This is a genomic window from Bacillus sp. AFS059628 (assembly GCF_002571225.1).
Taxonomy (GTDB): domain Bacteria; phylum Bacillota; class Bacilli; order Bacillales; family Bacillaceae_G; genus Bacillus_A.
In genome coordinates this window covers 26322-51249 of record NZ_NVEC01000034.1, presented here as the reverse complement: position 1 = coordinate 51249, position 24928 = coordinate 26322, and the positions used below count along the sequence as shown (strand labels likewise).

Annotated in this window: 18 protein-coding genes, 1 pseudogene and 3 riboswitches; of the genes and pseudogenes, 3 read left to right on the top strand and 16 right to left on the bottom strand. The window is 34.6% G+C overall.

What is annotated here, in order from left to right:
- Positions 1–362 precede the first annotated feature (362 nt).
- The 7 genes from COL05_RS12185 to COL05_RS12155 form a co-directional block, all read right to left on the bottom strand.
- On the bottom strand, positions 363–1907 hold the full coding sequence (locus COL05_RS12185; protein WP_098668795.1) for an ABC-F family ATP-binding cassette domain-containing protein: 1545 nt from the start codon (positions 1905–1907) through the stop codon (positions 363–365).
- Positions 1908–2212: 305 nt separating this feature from the next.
- On the bottom strand, positions 2213–2986 hold the full coding sequence (locus COL05_RS12180; RefSeq protein WP_098668794.1) for a hypothetical protein: 774 nt from the start codon (positions 2984–2986) through the stop codon (positions 2213–2215).
- Positions 2987–3051: 65 nt separating this feature from the next.
- A complete protein-coding gene (locus COL05_RS12175) occupies positions 3052–3801 on the bottom strand; it encodes an ABC transporter ATP-binding protein (protein ID WP_098668793.1) in 750 nt (249 codons plus the stop codon).
- Complete coding sequence (locus tag COL05_RS12170; RefSeq protein ID WP_098668792.1) at positions 3798–4796, bottom strand: ABC transporter substrate-binding protein; 999 nt, start codon at positions 4794–4796, stop codon at positions 3798–3800. Before COL05_RS12170 ends, COL05_RS12175 begins: the two co-directional genes overlap by 4 nt.
- The gene (locus COL05_RS12165; protein WP_142337451.1) at positions 4793–5566 is read right to left on the bottom strand and encodes an ABC transporter permease; all 774 of its coding nucleotides are present in this window, start codon (positions 5564–5566) and stop codon (positions 4793–4795) included. Before COL05_RS12165 ends, COL05_RS12170 begins: the two co-directional genes overlap by 4 nt.
- Entirely contained in the window at positions 5538–5858 is a 321-nt protein-coding gene (locus tag COL05_RS12160) for an MTH1187 family thiamine-binding protein (RefSeq protein ID WP_000082898.1), read from the bottom strand. Before COL05_RS12160 ends, COL05_RS12165 begins: the two co-directional genes overlap by 29 nt.
- A 100-nt stretch (positions 5859–5958) precedes the next feature.
- Positions 5959–6060, bottom strand: a riboswitch (TPP riboswitch).
- A gap of 61 nt (positions 6061–6121) precedes the next feature.
- Complete coding sequence (locus COL05_RS12155; RefSeq protein WP_098668790.1) at positions 6122–7861, bottom strand: methyl-accepting chemotaxis protein; 1740 nt, start codon at positions 7859–7861, stop codon at positions 6122–6124.
- Positions 7862–8004: 143 nt separating this feature from the next.
- A riboswitch (cyclic di-GMP riboswitch) is annotated at positions 8005–8089 on the bottom strand.
- A gap of 283 nt (positions 8090–8372) precedes the next feature.
- Between COL05_RS12155 and COL05_RS12150 the strand changes: the two genes are divergently transcribed.
- Positions 8373–9686, top strand: a complete 1314-nt coding sequence (locus tag COL05_RS12150) for an anaerobic C4-dicarboxylate transporter family protein (protein WP_098668789.1) — start codon at positions 8373–8375, stop codon at positions 9684–9686.
- 190 nt (positions 9687–9876) lie between these two features.
- Here the strand turns inward: COL05_RS12150 and thiE are convergent, their stop codons facing one another.
- On the bottom strand, positions 9877–10536 hold the full coding sequence (thiE, locus tag COL05_RS12145) for a thiamine phosphate synthase (protein WP_098668788.1): 660 nt from the start codon (positions 10534–10536) through the stop codon (positions 9877–9879).
- A 16-nt stretch (positions 10537–10552) separates the two neighbouring features.
- Entirely contained in the window at positions 10553–11359 is an 807-nt protein-coding gene (thiM, locus tag COL05_RS12140) for a hydroxyethylthiazole kinase (protein WP_098668787.1), read from the bottom strand.
- A gap of 72 nt (positions 11360–11431) precedes the next feature.
- Positions 11432–11541, bottom strand: a riboswitch (TPP riboswitch).
- Positions 11542–11809: 268 nt separating this feature from the next.
- Here thiM and topB point away from each other — a divergent pair.
- Positions 11810–13999, top strand: coding sequence for a DNA topoisomerase III (gene topB / locus COL05_RS12135; protein WP_098668786.1), 2190 nt, complete (start codon positions 11810–11812; stop codon positions 13997–13999).
- 40 nt (positions 14000–14039) lie between these two features.
- Here topB and COL05_RS12130 read toward each other — a convergent pair whose 3' ends face one another.
- The 4 genes from COL05_RS12130 to COL05_RS12115 form a co-directional block, all read right to left on the bottom strand.
- A complete protein-coding gene (locus COL05_RS12130) occupies positions 14040–17015 on the bottom strand; it encodes a YhgE/Pip domain-containing protein (protein ID WP_098668785.1) in 2976 nt (991 codons plus the stop codon).
- 305 nt (positions 17016–17320) lie between these two features.
- A complete protein-coding gene (locus COL05_RS12125) occupies positions 17321–18112 on the bottom strand; it encodes an endonuclease/exonuclease/phosphatase family protein (RefSeq protein ID WP_098668784.1) in 792 nt (263 codons plus the stop codon).
- Positions 18113–18116: 4 nt separating this feature from the next.
- Positions 18117–19754: a PTS transporter subunit IIBC gene (locus COL05_RS12120; protein WP_000705540.1), complete on the bottom strand. Its 1638-nt coding sequence runs from the start codon at positions 19752–19754 to the stop codon at positions 18117–18119.
- Positions 19755–19958: 204 nt separating this feature from the next.
- A complete protein-coding gene (locus COL05_RS12115; RefSeq protein WP_098668783.1) occupies positions 19959–21623 on the bottom strand; it encodes a glycoside hydrolase family 13 protein in 1665 nt (554 codons plus the stop codon).
- 234 nt (positions 21624–21857) lie between these two features.
- On the opposite strand from COL05_RS12115, the pseudogene COL05_RS12110 reads away from it, so the two are divergent.
- A pseudogene (locus COL05_RS12110) lies at positions 21858–22087 on the top strand (FAD-binding oxidoreductase); the annotation flags it as partial.
- A 149-nt stretch (positions 22088–22236) separates the two neighbouring features.
- On the opposite strand, the gene COL05_RS12105 reads toward COL05_RS12110, so the two are convergent.
- From COL05_RS12105 to arcC, 3 genes are all read right to left on the bottom strand, one after another.
- Positions 22237–22902 carry an ABC transporter permease gene (locus COL05_RS12105; protein ID WP_098668782.1) on the bottom strand — a complete coding sequence of 222 codons (666 nt, stop codon included), beginning with the start codon at positions 22900–22902 and terminating at the stop codon, positions 22237–22239.
- 155 nt (positions 22903–23057) lie between these two features.
- On the bottom strand, positions 23058–23747 hold the full coding sequence (locus COL05_RS12100; RefSeq protein WP_098668781.1) for a Crp/Fnr family transcriptional regulator: 690 nt from the start codon (positions 23745–23747) through the stop codon (positions 23058–23060).
- 199 nt (positions 23748–23946) lie between these two features.
- Positions 23947–24909 (bottom strand): carbamate kinase, encoded by a 963-nt coding sequence (arcC, locus tag COL05_RS12095; RefSeq protein ID WP_070805138.1) that lies wholly within the window; start codon positions 24907–24909, stop codon positions 23947–23949.
- Between the last annotated feature and the right edge of the window lie 19 nt (positions 24910–24928).

The window sequence follows — 24928 nt, the reverse complement described above, 5'->3', positions numbered from 1 at the left end:
GAACATTATAATAACCTATTATAATCATATTTAGTTTCCAATATGAAGTTTGCGTGAAGTTCATCTGAATTTTACATGAATTTCCTTTAATTTCTATTGTCTTCCTATACTAATCACATTATCCTTTACATATAGGAATTATTTTTATTCCATTTCAAACTATCTACATATATAAAAAAAGATAGTCGCCTATTAGGGAAAGGCATCTAGTATTATTATAAATATAAACATAACAAAAGAAAAAGCACGCTTATAAGCGCACCATAAGAGTGCTTCTTCATACAATTCTCATGTAAGAGTTCTCGAAAATCATGTTAATCACAAAGAAAAGGCATTAGCTTATACAAGCTAATGCCTTTTCTTTATTCATATTTTTCAGCGTTCCATTCTTCTATATTCCATACTTTTGTTATCCACGCTTCATAGAAAGAAGGCTCATGTGAGACAAGTAAAACTGTTCCTTTATATTGTTGTAACGCTTCTTGTAAAGACTTCTTTGTTTCTATATCCAAATGATTAGTTGGTTCATCTAAAATTAAAACATTGCTTTTCGTTACAATCAGTTCGCATAAACGTACTTTCGTTTGTTCCCCGCCGCTTAATAAACGAATCGGTTTTAATACGTGTTCTTCTTTTAATCCACACTTCGCTAATGCTTGGCGCACTTCTTTCTTTGTCATATCTGGTCGTTCTGCCCAAATTTTCTCTAATGTTGTTATTTCTGAAGCAAACTCTTCCTGGGCAAAATAAGCAGGATTTACTCGTTCTCCAATAGAAATTGAACCACTTAGCGGTTTTATTTGGCCTAATAACGTTTTTAACATCGTCGTTTTTCCAATTCCATTATGACCAACAATCGCTATCTTTTCTCCTTTTTTCACTTGTAAATTCAACTCTGGACATAACGGATCACTATAACCTATCCTTAGTTTCTCAGCTTGTAGTATACGACTCACTGGCTCCTCATAAACATTGAAATCAAAACGTGATCGAGTTACAGGATTAACCTTTTCAACCCTCTGCATTTTCTCCAATACTTTCTCTCGGCTTTTAGCCTGTTTCGCTTTTCGAATTTTATTTTTTTGAATAAATGTTTCTAACTGAGAGATTTCTTTTTGTTGTTTCACATACGCCGATTGTAATTGTTTCTTTTGCACTTGGTAACTTTGCATAAACTGTTCATAATTCCCTACGTATCGCTTCACTTTCCCTCCTTCTAGATGATAAATAATATTTGTAATACTGTTTAAAAATACTTCATTATGAGAAATAATCACATAAGCTTTTTCATACAATCTCAAATACGATTGCAACCATTCTATATGAGCTGTATCTAAATAGTTTGTTGGCTCATCTAGCAATAAAATATCAGCTTTTTCTAAAAGGAGCTTCCCAAGTAATAACTTTGTTCGTTGTCCTCCGCTTAACTGTGAAACATCCTTTTTCAAACCTATTTCAAGTAAACCTAAACCGATTGCTACTTCATCAATTTCTGTATGAATTTGATAGAAATTAGAACTTTCCAATATAGTTTGTAATTCTCCATACCTTACTAACAGTTTTTCTATTTCTTCTGCTCCATCCATTTCTTCTGCAATTTTTAACATTTCGCATTCAATCGTATACAAATCCGAAAATGCGCTTTGTAAATATCCTTCAACTGTGATTCCCTCTTGTAAATCCATATGCTGCTGTAAGAAACCTACCTTCACATGCGGAAACCACTCAATGTTCCCATCATCATGTATAAGTTCTCCTGTTAAAATTTTTAACAATGTTGATTTTCCAATTCCATTTTGACCTACTAACCCAACATGCTCACCCTTTAATAGTCGGAAACACGCATTATATAAAATGGTCTTCTCACCATACGAATGACTTAAATTTTCTACTGTTAATATACTCATGTTTTTCTCTCCTTTACTTATGGTTCATAAGCTAAATAGAGAAAGCAACAGTATAACGCCTTATTTAATTGTGCATATAAAAAATGGGTAAGGTGAATACACCTTACCCATTACATATTATCGTAAAAAAGGATTAAGGTTCTTTACCTGCTGTCTTCAATTTAGCTTAATCGTTAAAAATGGGCAGACTTCTCCCTTATCAAGCTAAAACCATTTGAAGAACAGTTGATAAAGTCATTTTATCCTTTCACTCCTTTAACATTTGTTATATTAAGAGTATAAACTACTCTTTTATATTCTATTCTCTATTGTTCTTTTTGTTCCTTCTCCGTTTTATCGTTCTCTGCATAAATTTCTTTATACATCTTTTCTAATGCATATGGACTTGTAAAGATAATTGTTAACGATTTCCACATATAAATTCTTCTTTGTAATTCTATCCCATACTCTTTACTCACTATATTTTTCACTTCTGGGATATGATCTTCAGTTTGAAATTGTTGCACAGACTTCAATTCATTCGTTTTAAAATCTGTTAAAAATCCTATTACACTTCGCCCATGTTCCTGTGACCTTTCTTCTAAATCAAACTGAATCGAATGAACGAAACCTAAAACGTGAAAGATTTGAGCATGCAACCCGACAGCAGCACGCTTTTCCATTAAGTTGTAGCACTCTCGTTTTAACTCTTCTACCATTTCTAAAGAATTTCTATTAACTTTTCTTTTGCCAACAAACATAATTTTTACAATATGAGCGACTGCTCCCATACTTTTTAATACACTCTCTAGAATTTCTACCGCATCTTCCACATAACCATTTGTAATTATAGAATGAATAAATTCATCTAATAACGCTTGAAACTTTTTAACTAAATGTAAATCACATAATTCTGGAACATCTTTTCTCAATTGATCCCGGCCTTGAACCCACTTTAAAACTTCTATCATTTCTTCTTCTTTTAATTCATGATGTTCCATACCATACTTCATTAATAAAATATAATTTTTTAATAAGGACTTTCCTTCTTCAAGATTATCAGCTGTTAACGAATCAACTATTTGCTCTATAGATTTCATCTTTCTCCCCCTATAAAAAAAGCCTCTTAACAGTAATTATACCAAAAACTGTTAAAAGACTTTTTCTATTTTTTCATATAAGGAGCTAATACCCTCAGAATTTCTTCCTTATCCTTCTTTAACTCCAGTGATGTTAACATATCCATCGTTCGTGGTCTAGGTAATTTCACTTGTACCTCACCAACTATCGATGCTGGTCTTTGAGATAAAATAAATACGCGATCCGAAAGCAAGATTGCCTCATCTAAGTCATGTGTAACCATAACAATTGTTTGCTTCTCTTGATACCAAGAGTTCAAAAGCCAGCTATGTACTTCCATTTTTGTAAAGGCATCTAATTTTCCAAAAGGCTCATCAAGTAGCATAATTGGTTTTTCACATAAATATGTGCGCAGAAAACTAATCCTTTGGCGCATACCACCAGACAATTCATCTGGATAATGGTCTGCATATTCATCTAGCTGAAACTGCTTTAATGCTTCCATTCCTTCTGTGAGCCTTTGTTTTTTCGGTTTCCCTTCGATTTCCAATGGCAGCACTATATTTTGCAAAGCTGATCGCCACGGTAGTAATAAATCTTGTTGGGGCATATAACTTACGACATCTTGCTCTTGTACGTGCTTATCCTTATACGTTACATTCCCGCTTGTTGGATTTTCAACATTTGCAATCATATTTAATAATGTGCTTTTCCCGCAACCACTCGGTCCTACAAAGGAAACAAACTCTCCTTCTTGTATAGAAGCACTAATATTTGCTAATACATTCTTTCCATCGAAAGATTTTACAATATCTTTTATTTGTAATCCGCTCATTTTTCGCTTGGAAGGAACTCATTTGTAAAGGCATCTTTCACATCAATTTTCTTCTTAATAACTTTGTTATCATATAAGAAATTCATGTAATTCGTCCAAACTTCTTCCTTCTGTACTCCCCATGCTTTTGCATCATCTTGATACTTCGTACTTAACCACTTTTGACTTTCTTGTACTAAGTCTTTATTTACATCTGGAACAGCTTTAATTAAAATATCAGCAGCTTCTTTCGGTTCTTTAATTGCAAAGTTATAACCTTCTGTCGTTGCACTCATAAATTTTTTCACAAAGTCTTTATCTTGTTTCGTATGTTTTTCACTCGTAATCATAACAGGACTATAGAAATCAAGCGCTGGATCTAGGTCTTTCACCATAATCGTATTTAACTCTTTTCCTTGGCGCTTCGCTTCAATTCCATCCCATCCGTAATAAATCCATTCAAAGTCTGCATCTCGACCGATTGATTTAAAGAAATCTGTTTGTCCTAAGATGATTTTTTCAACTTTATTAAAATCAGCTTGATTTTTCTCCATAATTGTCTTTAATGTAGCTTCTTCTGCTGGTCCTCCCCAGCCTCCGTAACGTTTGCCTTCAAAATCTTTCGGTGAAGTCATGTTATCTTTCTTAAGCGATGCAAAAGCTGAAGTGTTATGCTGAATAATCGCTCCTACAGACACAACAGGAATACCTTCCACACGAGCCAGCGTTACATTTTCTTGTGCGCTTATTGCGAAGTCAGCTTTTCCTGAAGCTATCATTTGCTCCGCTGTCACATTATCACCAGGCTGAATAATTTCTACATCTAATCCTTGTTTTTTATAATAATCTTTCGCTTGCGCTACATATAAGCCAGTATGATTCGTATTCGGAAACCAATCTAATACTACTTTTACTTTTTGATCTTTACTTGCACTTTCTTCTTTCTTGGCCGGATTACATCCAACCACACCTACCGCTAATAAGGCAGCCAACATAACTTTTAAACCTTTTTTCATTTTCTGCCGTCCTTTCTATATATCCATGGTGCTGTTATTCTTGCCATAAACTCCACGATAAAATACAGACATAATGTCACGATAACAATAATTGCTGCAACACCAAATACTCGGGCTGTTAAAAAGGATTTCGTAGCCCTCGTAAGCATAACTCCTAATCCTTCACTGGCACCGAGCCATTCTCCAATAATCGCTCCCATTACGCTATATGTAACTGCAATTTTTAGCCCTGAGAAAAAGTATGGAAGCACTGCTGGAAACTTTACTTTCTGATAAACTTGCCATTTCGTTGCCTTCATCGTTTGCAACAACTTCAACATATTTTTATCTACCGTTTGAAAACCTTCTAAAATGCTAAGCGCAATCGGAAAGAAACAAACGAGTATGACTACCATTACTTTCGGTAGCATTCCATATCCAAACCAAATAATAAATAACGGTGCAAGTACAACGATTGGAATTGTCTGTGAAATAACAAGCAACGGATTTATTAAAATACGAAATAAAGGGATAACATCCATAATAATTGCAATACTTGTTCCAATTAAAATCGCAAAGAACAGTCCAATTATAACCTCTTGCAGCGTTTGTATCGTATTTGGTAATAGTAAATCTTTCATTCCAATTAATTCTTGAACAATGGCTGAAGGCTTCGGTAAAATCCAAGGTTCAATTTTAAATAATGAAACAGATCCTTCCCATATCGCAATGAGAAGGATAAGCCAAATTGTTGTAATTAGTTTAGATTGCTTCTGGTTTTGCATATTCATCACGGTACTTCCAAACTTTTTCATCTATCGTTACACCAGTGCTTGGACGATAGTGGATTTTAATAGAAGTAATTACTTCTTCTGCTCCAGCATCCACACATGCTTGTTGTGCACGTTTAATGACATCAAGAAGTACATCTAATTCTCCTTCCAGCGTTGTTTCCATTGCCCCTACTTCATAACGAACTCCCGATTGTTGTACAACCTCAATTGCTTTATCAACAACAGAATACACATCTTTGTTCTTCGCTTGTGGTACTACTGAAAATGAAATTGTAACTTGTTGTGACATAGTAAAATCCCCCTTATAAAATGAAATATTAAAACAAGAAAAGGCTTTCCTACTGCGTAGGAAAGCCTTGTATGCAAGTTATTATAGAATAACATATGCTACATTACTTTAAGTAACTCCCTACGCTGGCATTATCCAGATCAGGTTGAGGGTCGATGTTTGTTTACATCCTCTCAGCCAATTGGCTCCCCGGTCCTTAATTCGTTTTCATTGTAGCATGATTTATTTTATTGAACAAACAAAAGCACGTATAATCATTTCAATTAACTTTTGAATTCCCCTATTAACTCTTGTAACTCCTGTGAAAGCCAGCTTAAAGAACTAGCTAATTCAGCAATATCTTGTACAGACATTTCCTGTTCTTTCATACTTTCTTCAATATTATTACTACTATTTGCATACGTTTTTGCAATAAGTGATAGTTCATTTACAACACGAACAATATTTTGGCTATTTTGCAATATATCACTTGAATTACTAGAAACAACTCTAACTTGATTTGTAACAGATTGTGCAGATTTTGAAATTTTTTCAAAGAAAGCACCACTACTTTGAAAAAGTTTCATTCCGGATTCTACTTCTTTTGAAGCTTTTTGTATTGAAACAGCAGCTTCTTCTGTTTCAACTTGTGTTTCCTCTATTAATTTCGCTATATCTTTTGCTGATACTTCCGTCTGCTCTGCTAATTTACGTACTTCATCAGCAACAACGGCAAATCCCTTTCCGGTTGCCTCACCATGTGAAGCTTCGATAGAAGCATGTAAAGCTAGCGAATTCGTTTGATTTGAAATACTCGTAATTACATTTACAATATCACTAATTTCTTTTGATCTCGTTTCCAAAGAATGAATGATAGAAGATAAATTTTGTACTGCATTTTGTATTATGTTCATTTGATTCATCGTCTGTTCAATAATACCATTTCCTTTTACTGAATGATGCTTAGTACCTTCAGACTCTTTCGTCATTTGTTTTGCAATATTAGTTATCTCTTCCATCCTATCTTCCATTTCATATACAATATCTAAATACTTTGGTACTGACGTTTCTTGTAATTGAACGCCAGCCCTTAACTCGACTATAGAACTTACGATTCCTTGGACTGCCATGCTATTTTCTTTCGTACTCACTGACAATTCTTGTGAAGATGAGGAAACCTGTTCTGCTGTCTGCTTCACTTTATCTATAATTCCTTTAAACTTCTCGATAGTATTATTAAAATACGAATTAATAATACCAATATCATCTGGTCTTTCCTCCAATTTAATACTCAAATCACCTTCACCGATTCTGCGCAATCCTTCACGTAAATCCCGTAATGGAGCAAGTGCGTTACGTACAATCAAAAATTGAATAACAGTTGCAATTAAAACAGAAATACAAATAAACATTAAACCTTGTATAATGAATTTTTCTTTTGTAATAGGAACAATAGAAGCATCTACATCGGCTGCAACAATTGCCACAATATTTCCATCTCCATCTTTAATTGGCTCTAATATCGTTACCCATGTTCCTAATAGATCTTCATATACTACTGTCATGTTTGCTTTTTTCGTGCTCATTACCTTATCGTATGCTTTCATCCAAAGATCTGGTTGTTTATAATATTCTCCCGGCCTTACTTCAACAACACTCGCTAAGTCTGTAGACAAGTCGACGATTAGTAACTCACCTTTTTCATTTTTTTTTGCTCCAACAATATACGTTTGTCCAACACTATTCAATTCTTCCGTTGCTTCATCTAATTTCTCTGTTAACTTCTCTCTCTTTTCTCTTTGTGCCACTGGGTCTTTTGTAACATCTCTCACTATTTCTTCGTCTAATTTATGTAATACCGTATCTCCTGTTTCAAAAGAATGCCTTTCAAACATAGACATCATACTATTTTGAAACATGTTAAAACTTAACGCTCCCATAGTACCAACAAGCGTCAAAATAACTAACACAGTTAACAATACATTTTTTTGAAGAAATGATAGCTTGTGCCAATATTTTTTCATTACCATCACCTTTCTTAATTAACTTAATATAAAGTGAAACTATTAAAATATAAACCTTATTAATAATTGATTAAGGTTCTCATTTGTTTGTAAATAAAAAAAAGACCAATGAAAAGAGCATTGGTCAAGACCAACCCTATCCGTCCGGTAACTGGCTAGCATAGCCTTTCGACCTTAGCTCCTGTAGTTTTGCGTCCTAATGTTTCCATCAGTTTGCCTTTCTCGCTGAACGAGTTGAACGATATGGGAGTTCTATGAGAATTAAATTATTCTCTATCAAAGATTACAACATAAAAATTAAAATGTCTACCTATTTAGAGATGTAGATGTATAGTTTCAATGAATTATTTTTTCGAAATAATTTAACAAAGTATGTGAATGTTACATTTCTTGTGTTATATAATAAAAAATGTATGAAATACAAGGATTATTTTGAGTATTTATTTTAATTTTCGTTCAAATTAAATTATTCAAATATATCTTAACTAATGAATTTCGGAGGTAGTTTATCATGTTTTGGCTACAATTTCTTACGTTACTACTCTGCATTTTTATTGGCGCACGTCTAGGCGGAGTTGGTCTAGGAGTGATGGGTGGCGTTGGTATGGCAATACTTGTTTTCGTCTTCCACTTACAACCTACAGCTCCTCCTATTGATGTAATGCTTATGATTTTAGCGGTGATTACAGCTGCCGGTGCACTTCAAGCTGCTGGAGGAATGGACTACCTTGTTCATCTGGCTGAGAAAGCATTACGAAAAAATCCAAAGCGCATTACATTCTTTGCTCCAATTGTTACTTATTTATTTACACTCTGCGCAGGAACTGGTCACGTTGCTTATTCTGTACTTCCTGTTATCGCAGAAGTTTCTCGCGAATCGGGGATTAGACCGGAACGACCAATGTCAATTGCCGTAATTGCTTCTCAACAAGCAATTACAGCTAGTCCTATATCAGCTGCAACGGTTGCACTTTTAGCAATGCTAGCTGACTATAAAATCACCTTATTAGATATTTTAAAAGTAAGTATCCCTTCTACTTTTATCGCTTGTATGATAGCTGCATTTGTTGCTAGCAAAATGGGGAAAGAATTAAATGAAGACCCTGAATACTTAAAACGATTAAAAGAAGGAATGATTCCTAATATTGAAGAGAAAAAAGGATTTACCGGTGTAAAAGGCGCTAAATTATCAGTTATTCTTTTCCTAGTAGGAACTTTTCTTGTCGTACTTCTCGGTTCATTTGAAGTACTTCGTCCAGGATGGATGGTCGACGGGAAGTTAGTTCGTCTTTCCATGCCAAACACAATTGAAATGGTTATGTTAACGATCGCAGCTCTTATTATTATTTTCTGTAAACCAAATGTAGAAAGCATCGTATCTGGTAACGTCTTTAAAGCAGGGGCAACAGCAGTTGTTGCTATTTTCGGTATCGCTTGGATGGGAGATACTTTCTTTAACGGAAACTTAAATATGATTCAAGGATCAATTCAGCACCTAGTAACAAGTGCACCATGGCTATTTGCCATCGCATTATTCATTCTATCTATTTTACTATATAGCCAAGCCGCAACAGTACGTGCTTTAATGCCACTTGGATTATCACTCGGTATTCCACCAGCACTACTAATCGCGATGTTCCCTGCAGTAAATGGATATTTCTTCATTCCAAACTATGGAACAATCGTTGCTGCCATTAACTTTGATCGCACTGGTACAACTGGCATTGGTAAATATGTTTTAAATCATAGCTTTATGATTCCAGGCCTAATCGCAACATTCACTTCTATCGGAATTGGAATGCTCTTAATATCAATTATGTTTTAAAGAAAAAGCACAAACCGACAATTTTAAAGGGTTTGTGCTTTTTTAATCAAATGTTTGTTTAAATAAACGAAACAACTCATTTTGCAACTCTACAAACTGTTTCCGCTTCAAACAATCCCCTCCCTTTTTCTAAATATCAATATCAAAAAATAAAAAGCTATGCAGCATTTTAATACTACATAGCCTTCTTCTACAAACTCTTACTTACTTCCTCTACTAGCTTCTTCGTACTTTCATACGCAGATTCCGCTAAACTAATCGCAGAAATAATGGAAACACCATCTGCACCCGCTTCTATAACTGAAGCTGTATTGTCAATTGTAATGCCGCCAATCCCGACGATTGGTATTGTAATTCCTTGTTCTCTAAAATGAGCTAAGCCTTTCGTTCCTTGCACAGCTTTCGTATCTTTTTTCGTACTCGTTGGGAAAATAGGGCCGACACCTAAATAATCAGCTCCGTTTTCAATCGCCCAGCGTGCTTCTTCAATTGTATGTGTAGATACACCAACAATTTTATCCCCCATTTTTTCACGAACAGAAGTAATCCCTTCATCATCTTGTCCAACATGCACGCCATCTGCATCTAACTCGAGAGCTAGTTCCACATCATCATTTACGATGAACGGTACACCGTACTCCTTACAAGTTGCTTGTAGTTCTTTTGCGAAACAAATGCGTTCCTCTCCTGTCAAAGCGCCTTCTCCCTTTTCACGAAATTGAAAAATTGTTATACCGCCTTCAAGTGCATCTCTCAATACTTGCAGTGGATCCTTGGTACAATTGTTACTTCCCATAATAAAATATACTGATAACAACCTAGACATTTCTGCCTTTGAAATACGCGACATTTATTTTCCCTCCTTACTATATAACCTCAATCTTCCCATACTTCTCTATATCACCTGAAGTAGTATTCGCTAACTGATTTAAAAATTCAATTTGGAAACTACCCGGTCCCTTCTCCACTGTCTTAGCAGCTGCCAGTTCTGCAGCTACACCATAAAACGCTAATGCTGCTACCGCTGCCTTTACATAATCCTTTTCTACCGCTACAAATGCTCCTATTACAGAAGTTAGTAAACAACCAGTTCCCGTAACTTTCGTTAAAATAGAGTGACCATTTCGAATAAGGAGCGTTCGCTCTCCATCTGTAACAACATCTTCTTTTCCAGTAATTACCGCTACTGTATTCAATTCGTCGGCTGCCTGCTTTGCAATACTTACGACATTACCATTTCCAGCACCAGCGTCTACTCCTTTAATTTCCCATCTCTCATTAATAACGTTCGCTATTTCAGCTGCATTTCCGCGGATAATCGCTAACTCAATTTCAGCCGGAATATGTCTCGCAACTTCTGTTCGATACGATGTTGCTCCTGCACCAACTGGATCAAACAGTACTGGTACATTGTTCACATTTGCTGATTTACCAGCAAGTAACATCGCTTCTACCTCGTCAGGACGAAGTGTACCCATGTTCAAAACAAGCGCCCCAGCAATGCTAGCCATTTCTGCTACTTCTTCTTTTGCATATGCCATTACAGGCGATGCTCCTAACGCTAACAAACCGTTAGCTGTAAAATTTGTGACAACAACATTTGTAATATTATGAACGAGCGGATTAGACTCTCTCACCAAATCCACTACTTTACTAATTTCTTTCATATTCATCCTTCTCATCTCCTAACTATAGTGATGGGAGATACACAAAAAGACACTTTGCGCGTACGCAAAGTGCCTGAACATGTGTTTTTACACTCTCCCTACGCTGGCATTATCCAACAGGTTCAAATGGTCAATGACGGATTAGTCATACTCTCAGTTTGCATCCACAAACTCCCATGTGTTTAGTATTCTTCTACTTCAAAGTCTACTCTTATTCTAGTAAAATAACAAGTTCTTTACTTTTCTATTCAATATAGAAGCAACTAATAAAACAATACGCATAATAACTATCTATTTCTCACAGTCTCATCATGGTGCATATTATGTTCTGTCACCATCATTCACTTTCAAACAGATGTTACCCCATTAAAAAACGTTCAAATCTAGAGCGAAACTGAATCTCAAGAAGATGTATGCTATAGTTAACGTATGGAAATTTGAAAGGATGTTTTTAATATGTCAAAAAGCGTTGTAATCGCTGAAAAACCTTCTGTTGCACGAGATATTGCGCGTGTACTGAAGTGTGATAAAAAAGGAAATGGCTACCTTGAAGGTAGTAAATATATTGTAACTTGGGCTTTAGGTCATCTTGTTACATTAGCAGATCCAGAAAGCTATGATGTGAAATATAAAAAGTGGAATTTAGAAGATTTACCTATGCTACCTGAGCGTTTGAAATTAACGGTTATTAAACAAACTGGGAAACAATTTAATGCTGTAAAAAGTCAGCTACTTAGAAAAGATGTAAATGAAATTATTGTAGCAACAGACGCTGGGCGTGAAGGAGAATTAGTCGCTCGTTGGATTATTGATAAGGTTCGAATTAACAAACCAATTAAACGTCTATGGATTTCATCCGTTACTGATAAAGCAATTAAAGATGGTTTTGCAAATTTAAAACCAGGTAAAGCATATGACAATTTATACGCTTCAGCAGTTGCACGTTCAGAAGCTGACTGGTATATCGGTCTTAACGCGACTCGCGCTTTAACGACTCGCTTTAATGCCCAGCTGAATTGCGGCCGTGTGCAAACACCTACTGTCGCTATGATTGCTAATCGCGAAGATGAAATAAAGAACTTCAAAGCTCAAACTTACTACGGTATCGAAGCGCAAACAACTGATAAGTTAAAATTAACTTGGCAAGATGCAAACGGTAATAGCCGTAGTTTTAATAAAGACAAAATTGACGGTATTGTAAAAAATCTAGATAAACAAAATGCTACTGTTGTAGAAATTGATAAAAAACAGAAGAAGTCATTCTCTCCTGGCCTTTACGATTTAACTGAATTACAACGTGATGCAAATAAAAAGTTCGGTTACTCTGCGAAAGAAACATTAAACATTATGCAGAAATTGTATGAGCAACATAAAGTGCTAACATACCCTCGTACAGATTCACGCTATATTTCATCTGATATCGTTGGAACACTTCCAGAACGTCTAAAGGCGTGCGGAGTTGGAGAATATCGTTCTTTAGCACATAAAGTATTACAAAAGCCTATCAAGGCTAATAAGTCATTTGTTGATGATAGTAAAGTAAGCGATCATCACGCAATTATTCCGACAGAAGGATACGTTCATTTCTCTGCCTTCACAGATAAAGAACGTAAAATTTATGATTTAGTTGTAAAACGTTTCTTAGCCGTTTTATTCCCAGCATTCGAATACGAACAACTAACGTTACGCACAAAAGTTGGCAATGAAACGTTCATTGCACGCGGAAAAACAATTTTACATGCCGGCTGGAAGGAAGTATACGAAAATCGCTTTGAAGATGATGATGTAACAGATGACGTAAAAGAGCAACTTCTACCTCGCATCGAAAAAGGCGATACATTAACTGTAAAATTAATTATGCAAACATCAGGTCAAACGAAAGCACCAGCACGTTTTAACGAGGCGACTTTACTTTCAGCAATGGAGAATCCTACAAAATATATGGATACGCAAAACAAACAACTTGCTGATACACTAAAATCAACTGGTGGATTAGGTACTGTAGCGACACGTGCTGATATTATCGACAAGCTATTCAATTCATTCTTAATTGAAAAACGTGGTAAAGATATTCACATTACTTCAAAAGGCCGTCAGTTACTTGATTTAGTACCAGAAGAGTTAAAATCACCTACACTAACTGGTGAGTGGGAACAAAAGCTAGAAGCTATCGCAAAAGGTAAACTAAAAAAAGAAGTGTTCATTTCAGAAATGAAGAACTATACGAAAGAAATTGTATCTGAAATTAAATCGAGTGATAAGAAATATAAACATGACAACATTTCAACAAAGTCTTGTCCAGACTGCGGTAAACCAATGCTAGAGGTAAACGGCAAAAAAGGAAAGATGCTCGTTTGCCAAGATCGTGAATGTGGTCATCGTAAAAATGTATCTCGTACAACAAACGCTCGTTGTCCGCAATGTAAGAAGAAATTAGAATTACGTGGTGAAGGTGCAGGACAAATCTTCGCATGTAAATGTGGCTATCGCGAAAAACTTTCCACGTTCCAAGAGAGACGTAAAAAAGAATCTGGAAACAAAGCTGATAAGCGCGACGTTCAAAAATATATGAAACAACAGAACAAAGAAGAAGAACCATTAAACAATCCGTTCGCAGAAGCATTAAAGAAATTAAAATTTGATTAAACAAAAAGGTTCCTACCTCTATCGGTAGGAACCTTTTATTTTAGTGAATGATTTTACTTCCTTTTGCGTTCTCAACGAATTTTTCACTCGATTTGTTAATTGGTGTTTTCAGTAATAACGCAGCAACAATCATAACTACTACGAAAGCACTTAATACAAGTAAATCTCGCGTTACGATATCCCACAGCATTCCGCCTACTGTTTCACGAATTGCACTAATTGCATATGTGAACGGTAAGAATGGATAAATTGCTTGGAAGAACGCTGGTGTCATTTGAATTGGGAATGTTCCGCCCGATCCTGCTACTTGCAGTACAAGTAAAATGATCGCCATCGATTTCCCAACGTTTCCGAAAATAGAAACGAGTGAGTATACGATACAAACGAAGACTCCACCAATAAATAAACTAAATAACACAAACCAGAACTTATCGACTACGTACGTACCAAGTAAGAATATATCTCCCATCGATACGATAAACGCTTGTGAAAGACCTATCGTTAAGAATGTTAATAAACGTCCGAAGTAAATTTCATGGCTCTTATAATTCGCGCCCTCTTCATGTACTTCTACTGTTAATAATGAAACCATTAATAATGCGCCTACCCATAATGCAAGCACTGTATAGAATGGTGACATTGCTGAACCGTAGTTCGGCATCGCAAATAATTTATTCTCTTTTAAATTTACTGGATTCGCAAAATAATCACTTTGCTTCTCAACATCGTTTTTCAATAAGCGTATGATGTCTTTTAAATCCTCTTCAGATTCAAAATCACGAATTTTATCTGCCAATTCTTTAATCTTTTTCTCAGTAGCTGGCATTTCAGCTTTAATGTCTGCTAATTTCTTTTTACCATCTACTAAGCCTTTTGATGAATCTTCTAGTATTTTTTTAACATCCGGAAGCTTTTTGTCTGCTTCTTTTAAAATTTGAGATGTGTTTTTAGACATCTCTTTCGTACGAGCAATAGCCGCATTGAAATTTGGAGTGATTTCTGAATCATATTTAGCTAAAATGTCACCAATTTGACCCGAAACACTCTTAGATACTTCATTAATACTCTCAATAACATCTGCTGCTGGTTTTTGCCCTTTATTAATAGAGTCAATTCCTTTATCAGTTAAATTGATTCCTTTTTGAAGACCATCTTTTACTTTATTTAATTTAGAAATAGTGTTATTCGTGTTCTTATCACTATTTACATCTGCTAAAACTTTATTTGTATTTTCCAGAACTGGAATCATATCATTAACTAAATTCCATGCTGCTTTGAACTGTCCATTTAAATCATTTAAGGCTACTTTTGTAGAGTCTAATCCATTAACACCTGCGTTGCTTAAGTCTTCTCTTGCTTTTCCAAGTTCTGTTTTTACTCTGCTGTAATCACTTACAGCCTTATCGTACTTTTCTCTACCATTGTCTAATGCCTCATTTGTTTGATTTACTAACTCATTCGCTTTTTTTATATCTTGATTTAAATTACCTCTAAGTTGTTGCGCATCTTCTTTTACACCTTCAGCCTTATCTTTCAATTGCTCGGCTGTACTTACTGCTTTTTCAAAATCAGTTACGAATGTTGCATTATAATCTGCTTCTGCTTGATTTACCAAGTTATTTATTGCATCTAACTTTTTATTAGTAGCATCTCTTACATCTTGTTTCACTTCTTGCCCTGTACCAATAATATTAGCAATATCTTTAACGCCACCATTTGCATTTTCGATAGCTGATTTAAGGTTTGTTAATCTTTCTATTCTCTTTTGGAAGAATTCTTTTCCAAAATCAGTTGATGCCGACTCTTTAAATTTAGTAAAGACATCAATTACATATGAAACACTATCCGCACGTCCTTGCAGCGTCTCAGAAACATTATTAAGATCTTGTTTCGCTTTTTCTGGATCAAAATTACCATTTTGTAACCCGTTTATAACACCTTGTGCATAAGTTGTTCCAACACGTATTGAGCTGAAAACATTATTTACAGTTTGATCAATATTTTTAGCAATATTCTTATACCCATCACCATTCACTTGCGGTAACGCTGGAATTTCTGGTATTTGCGGTATTTGTGGAAGAGTTATATTAGGTAACACTGGTAATTTAGCTGGATCTGGAAGTGTCAGATTAAAATCAAATGAAGGATTTTTTAAGTAATCCGTAATTTTCGCTGCAGCATCCAAGCCCTGCTTCGTTACAATTAAATTATTCTTAATAGTTCCCGGAGCACGATTCAATGTTTCATCATTTCTCGCAAAGAACGCATCTAAACTCTTAAGTGTATCCTGCCCATCATTAATAACACTCTCTACAACCGGCAACTCTTTTTGCGCCACTTTCACAACATCTTCTGCTCGAGTCGCATCATCTAACGCCTTATCCATCAATGTATTCATTTCTGGGAACTGCGCTTCTAACTTAAATACAAGATCTTTTACTTTCTCAATACTTGGTAAGTTTGTTTCTAAATCGATTCCAAGATCATTAAAAACTTTAAAAATCTCACCGTTTGCTGTTTTAACAAAGTTTTTACTAATTTCTTCTGTAATACCTGATGCACCTTTTGCTGTAATTTTTGGTGCAATTGCATTTACTTTTTCATTTACATAGTAATCCAGTTCTGGTTTCTGTGGATTTTCATCCAGAACAGTTGCAATCTTTTCAGAGAAATCTTTTGGAATTGTAATACTTGCATAATAATCCCCGCGCTCAACTCCGTAAATTGCTTGTTTTTCGTCTACAAATTTCCACCCAAGATTTTTGTTTTTCTTAAGAGAATCTACAATCTCGTCACCAATATTGATGTCTTTTCCTCTTAAATTAGAGCCAGCATCTTGGTTAGAAACTGCAATGGGAACCTCTTTTGTATTTCCGTACGGATCCCAGGAAGCTTTAATGTTAAACCATGCATATAACGATGGTAAAATCATTAATCCTACAACAATAACAATTGCAGCCCAATGTTTAGCTACATTCCGTAAATCTGTCTTATAAATACGCCAAATTTGTTTCATAGAAGTTATCACCTAATTATATATTTTTCCTTCTTTAGAAAATGATACATACATTTTGCAATTATATCACTTTCTACATCGTGGATTAACCAAAAACGAACTATTTTTCCCATTAACTTTGACTTACTACATTATATAACGAAGTCAGTCAAAGTATGAATACAAAATGACCAAATTGGTTTTACATTCAATAATAACAAATATATAGGAAATGTCATAAAAAATACAAGTATTTTCTCTTGGAAATACTTGTATTCCTCAAAAAAATCCTCACAGCTTTTCATCATCTGTGAGGATTTCTTCTATTATATATCTACTTGTACTTCTACACCGAAATGATCTGAAATTACATTTCGGTTTGTACCATTAAAAATGACTTTTGAAGAACGAACTTTTTCACTTTGGTTACACAATATTAAATCGATTCGTAGATTATGTTTATTTTCATCCCAACCAGCAATCTCACCTTGGACAGTTGTTCCTTCATCCTTCTCTATTGCTAGTTCATATGTGTCATACAAATCTTTTTGCATCATATATTCATAACCCTCACCTTGCAAACGGGCGTTATTATTAAAATCACCCATTAAGAAGGATAGTTCATTGCTATCTACACGCTCCATCAAACGATTAACTTGACCTTCAAATGATTCTTCTTCATCATTCCACCAACCGAGGTGGCAAGAGTAAAACGTGATGTTCTTACCATTATAAGCAATTGTTGCACTTACAATTTTGCGTGTTTTCCAATACGCCGTGTCCTTATTTTCTGAAATAAAGAACGTATCTTCTTTTATAACATTATGTTTCGTTACAATCGCTAATCCTTCTTCATACACATCATAACCAATATGAGAGAAATCCCAAGTAATATTGTAATCTTTTACATGTAACGCTTTTAACTCTTCTAATAGTAAAAGTCCAAAATTATCTTCTTTCTTGTTACCGCATACATTTTTAGCCCCTATCGACTGACTTACTTCTTGCAATGCGATGACATCATACTCTTCTTCTTGAATGACTTTAGCAAGATATTTTATCTTTTCTATTTGATTTTCTTCTTGCCAAGAGTGACAGTTTAAAGTTAGCAATTTCATATTATTACGCACCTAACATATCTTGAATGTCTGACTTTAATACGTCAGCTTTCGGACCATATACTGCTTGTACCCCTTTGTCTTTTACGATAAGTCCTAAAGCACCATTTTGTTTCCATTGCGCTTCTGGTGCAACAACATCTAAATCTTTTACTGTTACACGTAAACGTGTCATACAAGCATCTACGTCAGCAATATTTTCTTTTCCACCTAATAAATCAATAACTTTTGTTGCTAATGAACCATCTTGTACATTTCCTGTTCCCTCTGATGACTCATCTTCATTATCAATGTAGTTACCTGCACGTCCTGGTGTTGGTAAGTTGAACTTTTTAATTAAGAAATTGAATAATGTAAAGTTCAGACCGAAGAATACTAATGAAACGATAACGAAATTGATTAAATCTCTTGTTAGTCCTGCATTAACCATCATCGGTGTACGAGTAATTAATTCAATAAATCCAAATGCGTGAACACGTAAGTTAATTAAATCCGCTAATGCGAATGCAAGTCCTGTTGTAATTGCATATACAACATATAATACTGGAGCAATAAACATGAACATGAATTCAATTGGTTCTGTTACACCTGTTAAGAATACTGCTAACGCTGCTGATAAGAACATTGGTTTATATTTTGCACGTTTTTCTTTATCAACATTACGGAACATTGCGAATGCAATACCCATTAACGCTGCTGATGAACCGATAACTTGTCCAGCTTTGAATCGGGCTGGTACAACATTATTTAATAAATCGTTATATGCTTTTGTATCTCCATTTGCTAATAAGTTATTTAAATCTGTAATCCATGCAAGCCATAAAGGATCTTGTCCTGCTACAACTTGTCCAATTTTTGAGCCAGTTAACATCGTATATGTTCCGCCTAGCTCTGTGTAGTTCATCGGAATCGTTAACATATGATGTAAACCGAATGGTAATAGTAAACGCTCTAATGTTCCATATACAAATGGTGCAACAACTGGTGCACTATCCTTTGAAGCTGCAATCCAGCGACCAAATTCATTTAATCCACTTTGGATGAATGGCCATAAAAGTGATAATACAATTGCAGTGACTGTAGACCAAACAATTACAACGAATGGTACGAATCGTTTTCCGTTAAAGAATGCTAATGCCTGTGGCAGTTTGTTATAGTTATAATATTTGTTATATAAAGTAGCTCCTAAGAAACCTGTGATAATCCCTACGAAAACTCCCATGTTTAATGCTGGTGCACCAAGTACAGAAGTAAAGTAATCTTTTACAATTAAATCTCCTGCTAATACTGAAGAAACTTTCGCTTTTGAATCCGCTAACATTTCAGCGTTTACGCCAAATATAGCTCCTGTAATTCTATTCGTTAAGACAAATGCTAGTAGCGCTGCGAATGCACCACCTGCGCGATCCTTCGCCCAAGATCCCCCAATTGCTACCGCGAATAAGATGTGCAGATTTGTAATAATTGCCCAACCGATGTCTTCCATTACGCGAGCGATCGTATGAACTGCGTTAATATCCCCAGCAGACATCCCAATTAACTTACCGATAGAAATCATTAAACCAGCTGCTGGCATTACAGCTACAACAACTAATAATGCTTTCCCGAACTTTTGCCAAAAATCAAAAGACGTAATTTTCATCTGTTCTTCCTCCCCTTTATTTATAACAACATAATAATTTAAATTATAATCTCTGTTTCTATTGTGAAAACGATTCCTTATGTTACTTCATTTTTATCTTTACGCAACCGTTTTCATAAATCTATTTTAATAAAAGCGTTTTCACTTTGCAATAGAAATTTATTTTTTTTCATAAAAAAGATGCTCTAGGAGCATCCTTTTTTATTATGAAATGCGATAAACCCTTGTTTCATAAGGCTTTAACGTGATTGTAGTTACTTGTTCATGTTCCGCAACTTCGTAGTTATTTAAAAGCAAACGTTTGCGTTCTAGTGCGAATAAACCCTCATTATATACAGCTTCCTCTTTTGAGATATTACTAATTACAACGATTTTTTCATCGCTTAATGTACGAGTATATGCATAAATTTGCGGATCATCTTCTAAAAGTAAATCGTACGTACCGTAATTCAGTACATCGTACTCTTTTTTCAAGGCAATCATTTTCTTATAGAAATTGAAAATAGAGTTCTCTTCATTCTTTTGCTTTTCAACATTAATTTCTTTATAGTTTGGATTCATACCAAACCAAGGTGCACCTGTTGTGAAGCCAGCATTCATCTCATCGTTCCACTGCATAGGTGTACGTGAATTATCGCGGCAAGAAGCCCATATAATTTCCATCATATCTTGATGTGATACGCCCTCTGCAATTTTCTCGCGATATAAATTTTTAATTGCTACATCATCGTAATCTTCAATATTTGGGAATTGAACATTTGTCATCCCAATTTCTTGTCCTTGGTAAATGAATGGTGTACCGTGCATAAAGAAATACATTGCCCCTAGAGCTGTTGCACTTTCACGCCAATATTGTTTATCATCTCCCCAAGTTGAAACGATACGTGGCTTATCGTGATTCTCAATATATAAAGCATTCCATCCTTTATTTTCTAGACCTTTTTGCCATTTCGTTAATACTTTTTTCAGTCCTACAACATCAAGATCTTTCTTCTTTTCTGCATCCCATAAGCTTAAATGTTCGAATTGGAATACCATATTGAACTTGCCTTGTTCTTCTCCAACCCAAAGCTCAGCATCTTCAATCTTAACGCCATTCGCTTCACCAACAGTCATAATATCGTACTTCGAAAATGTATTTTCTTTTAACTCTTCTAGTAAAGGTTGAATACCATCTACATTCATATGTTTATCAAAAGATGGTACATACTTCAGTTCTTTTGGATTTGGCATATCTTTGAAGCCATCTTCTTTTTTAATATGGCTGATTGCATCCACGCGGAAACCATCAATTCCTTTATCAAGCCACCAATTAACTGTATCGTATAACACTTCGCGAACTTCTTTATTCTCCCAGTTTAAATCTGGTTGTTTACGCGAGAATAAGTGTAAATAATATTGTCCTGTTACTTCATCATATTCCCATGCCGAACCGTTAAAAATACTTTCCCAGTTGTTTGGTTCCGCACCATCTTTACCATCATGCCAAATATACCAATCACGCTTCGGATTGTCTTTAGATGAACGAGACTCAATAAACCATGGATGTTCATCACTTGTATGATTAATAACTAAATCAATAATAAGCTTCATATCACGCTTATGAACTTCATCTAGTAAAGCATCAAAGTCTTCCATCGTACCAAACTCATCCATGATATCTTGATAATCACTAATGTCATAACCATTATCATCATTAGGTGACTTATACATTGGACAAATCCAAATTACATCTATACCTAAATCTTTTAAATAATCCAGTTTTGCAATAATACCTTGTAAATCTCCAATACCATCGCCATTTGAATCCATAAAGCTACGTGGATAAATTTGATAAGCAACCGCTTCTTTCCACCATGTCTTATTCATAGTCATTCTCTCCTTTTGCATCTCATCATAATTTTATGCAAACGTTTTCGTAACACTATCATAACAAAATATGAATAGTTTGCAACTGTTTTCATTGAACTCTATGTAGATTCCTTATTCTTATGCCTTATTTATTTCTCACAAAAGCAAATCTCATTCCTCACCTACTCTTGTCCACGCACGTTACATACGATTTTCATACATTAATAAAAAGAACTGCTGATTTTAGAAAGTATCGATAAATTCAAACAAACAAAATTAACAGGTCGTAACATTGTTCTCTCAGACCCTGCTATGACGTAGCCCAAATGAATTTAAATTTAAGGATTCTAAAACTACCTTGTATTATTGTTTTTTGTCAAAATAAAAATGATATCTGTAACACTTTAAAACGAGCACGCGAACGTCGTATACCATTTCGGTTAAGAAGCTTACATCATAGTTACGAAAATTTTTCTCTTTTGTATCCCACCTTTTCATACGTAAAAAGGGTATAAAATAAAAAATCATCCAATATGCCATTACCTCGTAGCATGTCGGATGATTCAAGTTGATTTTCTATATCGTTTCAAATTATTGCTCCTACTCATAAACTTTTACTTACGGATTAATTTTATTTCGTATCATTTTCATGCAATGAATGTATTTTAATATTGGGAACTTCATCTTTTTCAATACCGCTACTATAAACAACAGGAATTTGAAATTCGACTTGCTTTGTCTCATGTTTTTGTAAATAGATTGGATTTGGTACTGGATAACTTTTTGAATCCTCATATAAAACAACTTTTAATGCTTGTGAATGATTACGATAATTTTTTAAAGTAACAATGCACTTTCGTTCGATATCCTCTCCATTTTTCTCCATTCTACACTGGCTATCGTCTTTTTTATATTCTATTGCTTCTAAGCCTGTTTTTCCTGCGTAGTACCATGTTTTATTCAATGTCTGGAGGATGTTATTTAAAATAAACGGCATCATTAAAATCAAAATACTAATACCTACTACTTTTATCTTATTCATTTTTCTAAATGTACTAGGCTCCTTTTTTCCTAGCCATTTTAAAAATAATATAAATGCAATTACATGTAGTAAGAAAGAAACAATCAATATATTTGAAACTTTGTAATTCATATAAATATCCGTATGTATCGGAACCTTATAGAGATTAAATAGCTTTTCCCCTATTAATTCATTATCATTTGGAATTTTTAATAATAATATAACCCCTATACTGTAAAAAATAGCTACTAATCGATCATACTCAATGCGAATCATTCCTTCTCCCCTTCACTTTGTTTTTATTATCGATTTTAGCCATTATTACTATACTATACAATCTTTTTATAGAGGATAACGTAAAAAAGTTCCTTATAAATATATAAAGAACCTTATTAATATACAATATGAATTAAAAAATCAATCTACAATTTTCACATAGAGATTTCCTCAAAATATGTTGGATTATGTATTGTAATTTTTTTATCTATAATTGTAACAATACTATCATTTTTTAATTGTTTTAATACGCTACTAACCGTCTCTCGAGACGTACCAGATATTTTCGATATTTCAATTGTTGTAAGTGGGCAGGAAATTACAATCGTTTCGCCACTCTGTTCTCCTAAATCCTGCATTAAATAATTTAATGTTTGAATGACCCGATCTTGTGCATTAGGAATTGTAATATTTTGTACTCGATTTTCGTTTAGCTTTAATATGGATGATAATTGCTGAACAACATACATTAATTGTGTCCTACTAGATTTCACCATATCTTCAAAAATTACTGTCGGAATATAATAGACCTCTACATCTGTCATCGCTTCTGCTGTATAGTTATATCCTCTGTCTGTAAACATACCACCATAAGGAAAAATAGAATACCTCTTTACATAGTCATCATATAATAAATTCCCACTTTGATTTACCCGCTCTAACTTTACAAATCCATCTAACATGAAGTAAATTCTTTCTCTTGAATCCCCTTCTAAAAATAAAAATTGACCCTTTTTATAAGTTCGCCAATAGACAAACTCCGTCAAACCTTTCAATTTCTTTTCTGTTAAATGAGCAAATAATTCAAACTGCTTTAAATCTTTAACTACGTTGCGTCTATTCATAAAATTCCCTCTCTCTTGCTGTATGTTGGATCGAAAAATCAAGAAAGCGCATTCAATTTGAATTTTATCACAATTAACTTATATATTCGGATTTCATCATGAAAACTTTATGAACAATGAGCACAAAAAATATTAATAAATAAAAAGAATGAAGTTACTAACTTCATTCTTTTTACTAATAAGTAGCGTACATAATTACTTAAACATACATGCATACATTCTGTTTTGAAATAATAGTACCAGCTTTTTCTTCTAATGCTTCATATACTTTTTCTAAAGACGTAATAATTGTTTTTCGTTCTGGATTTGTATTAACAAAATTGATAGCAGCTTCAATTTTTGGAAGCATACTTCCCGCAGCAAATTGCTGTTCCTCAATGTATTCTTCTAATTGATTCACTGTGACATGCTCTAATTTTTTTTGATTCGGTTGATTATAATTTACATACACATGATCAACTGCAGTTAAAATAACGAGCGTATCGGCATCTACTAATTCTGCTAATTTCTGCGCAGCGAAATCTTTATCGATAACCGCTTCAGTTCCTTTTAGTCCTTCTTCAGAATCAATTACTGGAATTCCACCACCACCAACAGCTATCACTATATTTCCATCTTCGACCAAAGAATTAATCACTTTATGTTCATGAATACTTACAGGCTTCGGTGATGGAACAACACGTCTCCACCCTCTACCCGCATCTTCTTTAAACACTGCTTTTGTTTCTTCCATTAATCTTCTGGCCTCTTCTTCTGTATAAAAAGGACCAATTGGTTTAGTTGGATTTTTAAATGCCTCATCTTTTTTATCCACAACAACGCGTGTTATAACCGTTGCTACATCTTTTTTTATATTCCGTTTTTTCAATGCCTTTTCAATCGCATTTTCCATCCAATATCCAATCATTCCTTGGCTCATTGCCCCACAAGTATCTAATGGCATTGCAGGTGTCTTTTCCGTTTCTGCAGCTTTTTGCTGCAATAAAATATTCCCCACTTGTGGGCCATTTCCATGTGCAATTACTATATCTACATCATTTTCCATTATTTTCACAAGTTGTTCCGCTGTTTTTTCCAACGCTTCTTGCTGCGCTCCCGCAGTAGCTTTTCCAGACTGTATCGCATTTCCCCCTAGTGCAACTACAATTTTTCTTCGTGCCATATTTCAGCCCTCCAGTTTA

Coding starts and splice junctions, on each gene's coding strand:
- COL05_RS12130 (WP_098668785.1), bottom strand. CDS start 17,015: ATGAAACAAATTTGGCGTATTTATAAGACAGATTTACGGAATGTAGCT.
- COL05_RS12160 (WP_000082898.1), bottom strand. CDS start 5,858: ATGTCACAACAAGTTACAATTTCATTTTCAGTAGTACCACAAGCGAAG.
- arcC (WP_070805138.1), bottom strand. CDS start 24,909: ATGGCACGAAGAAAAATTGTAGTTGCACTAGGGGGAAATGCGATACAG.
- topB (WP_098668786.1), top strand. CDS start 11,810: ATGTCAAAAAGCGTTGTAATCGCTGAAAAACCTTCTGTTGCACGAGAT.
- COL05_RS12150 (WP_098668789.1), top strand. CDS start 8,373: ATGTTTTGGCTACAATTTCTTACGTTACTACTCTGCATTTTTATTGGC.
- COL05_RS12180 (WP_098668794.1), bottom strand. CDS start 2,986: ATGAAATCTATAGAGCAAATAGTTGATTCGTTAACAGCTGATAATCTT.
- COL05_RS12185 (WP_098668795.1), bottom strand. CDS start 1,907: ATGAGTATATTAACAGTAGAAAATTTAAGTCATTCGTATGGTGAGAAG.
- COL05_RS12115 (WP_098668783.1), bottom strand. CDS start 21,623: ATGAATAAGACATGGTGGAAAGAAGCGGTTGCTTATCAAATTTATCCA.
- COL05_RS12125 (WP_098668784.1), bottom strand. CDS start 18,112: ATGAAATTGCTAACTTTAAACTGTCACTCTTGGCAAGAAGAAAATCAA.
- COL05_RS12175 (WP_098668793.1), bottom strand. CDS start 3,801: ATGAGCGGATTACAAATAAAAGATATTGTAAAATCTTTCGATGGAAAG.
- thiM (WP_098668787.1), bottom strand. CDS start 11,359: ATGAATATGAAAGAAATTAGTAAAGTAGTGGATTTGGTGAGAGAGTCT.
- COL05_RS12170 (WP_098668792.1), bottom strand. CDS start 4,796: ATGAAAAAAGGTTTAAAAGTTATGTTGGCTGCCTTATTAGCGGTAGGT.
- COL05_RS12155 (WP_098668790.1), bottom strand. CDS start 7,861: ATGAAAAAATATTGGCACAAGCTATCATTTCTTCAAAAAAATGTATTG.
- COL05_RS12105 (WP_098668782.1), bottom strand. CDS start 22,902: ATGATTCGCATTGAGTATGATCGATTAGTAGCTATTTTTTACAGTATA.
- COL05_RS12120 (WP_000705540.1), bottom strand. CDS start 19,754: ATGAAAATTACGTCTTTTGATTTTTGGCAAAAGTTCGGGAAAGCATTA.
- COL05_RS12100 (WP_098668781.1), bottom strand. CDS start 23,747: ATGAATAGACGCAACGTAGTTAAAGATTTAAAGCAGTTTGAATTATTT.
- COL05_RS12165 (WP_142337451.1), bottom strand. CDS start 5,566: ATGAATATGCAAAACCAGAAGCAATCTAAACTAATTACAACAATTTGG.
- thiE (WP_098668788.1), bottom strand. CDS start 10,536: ATGTCGCGTATTTCAAAGGCAGAAATGTCTAGGTTGTTATCAGTATAT.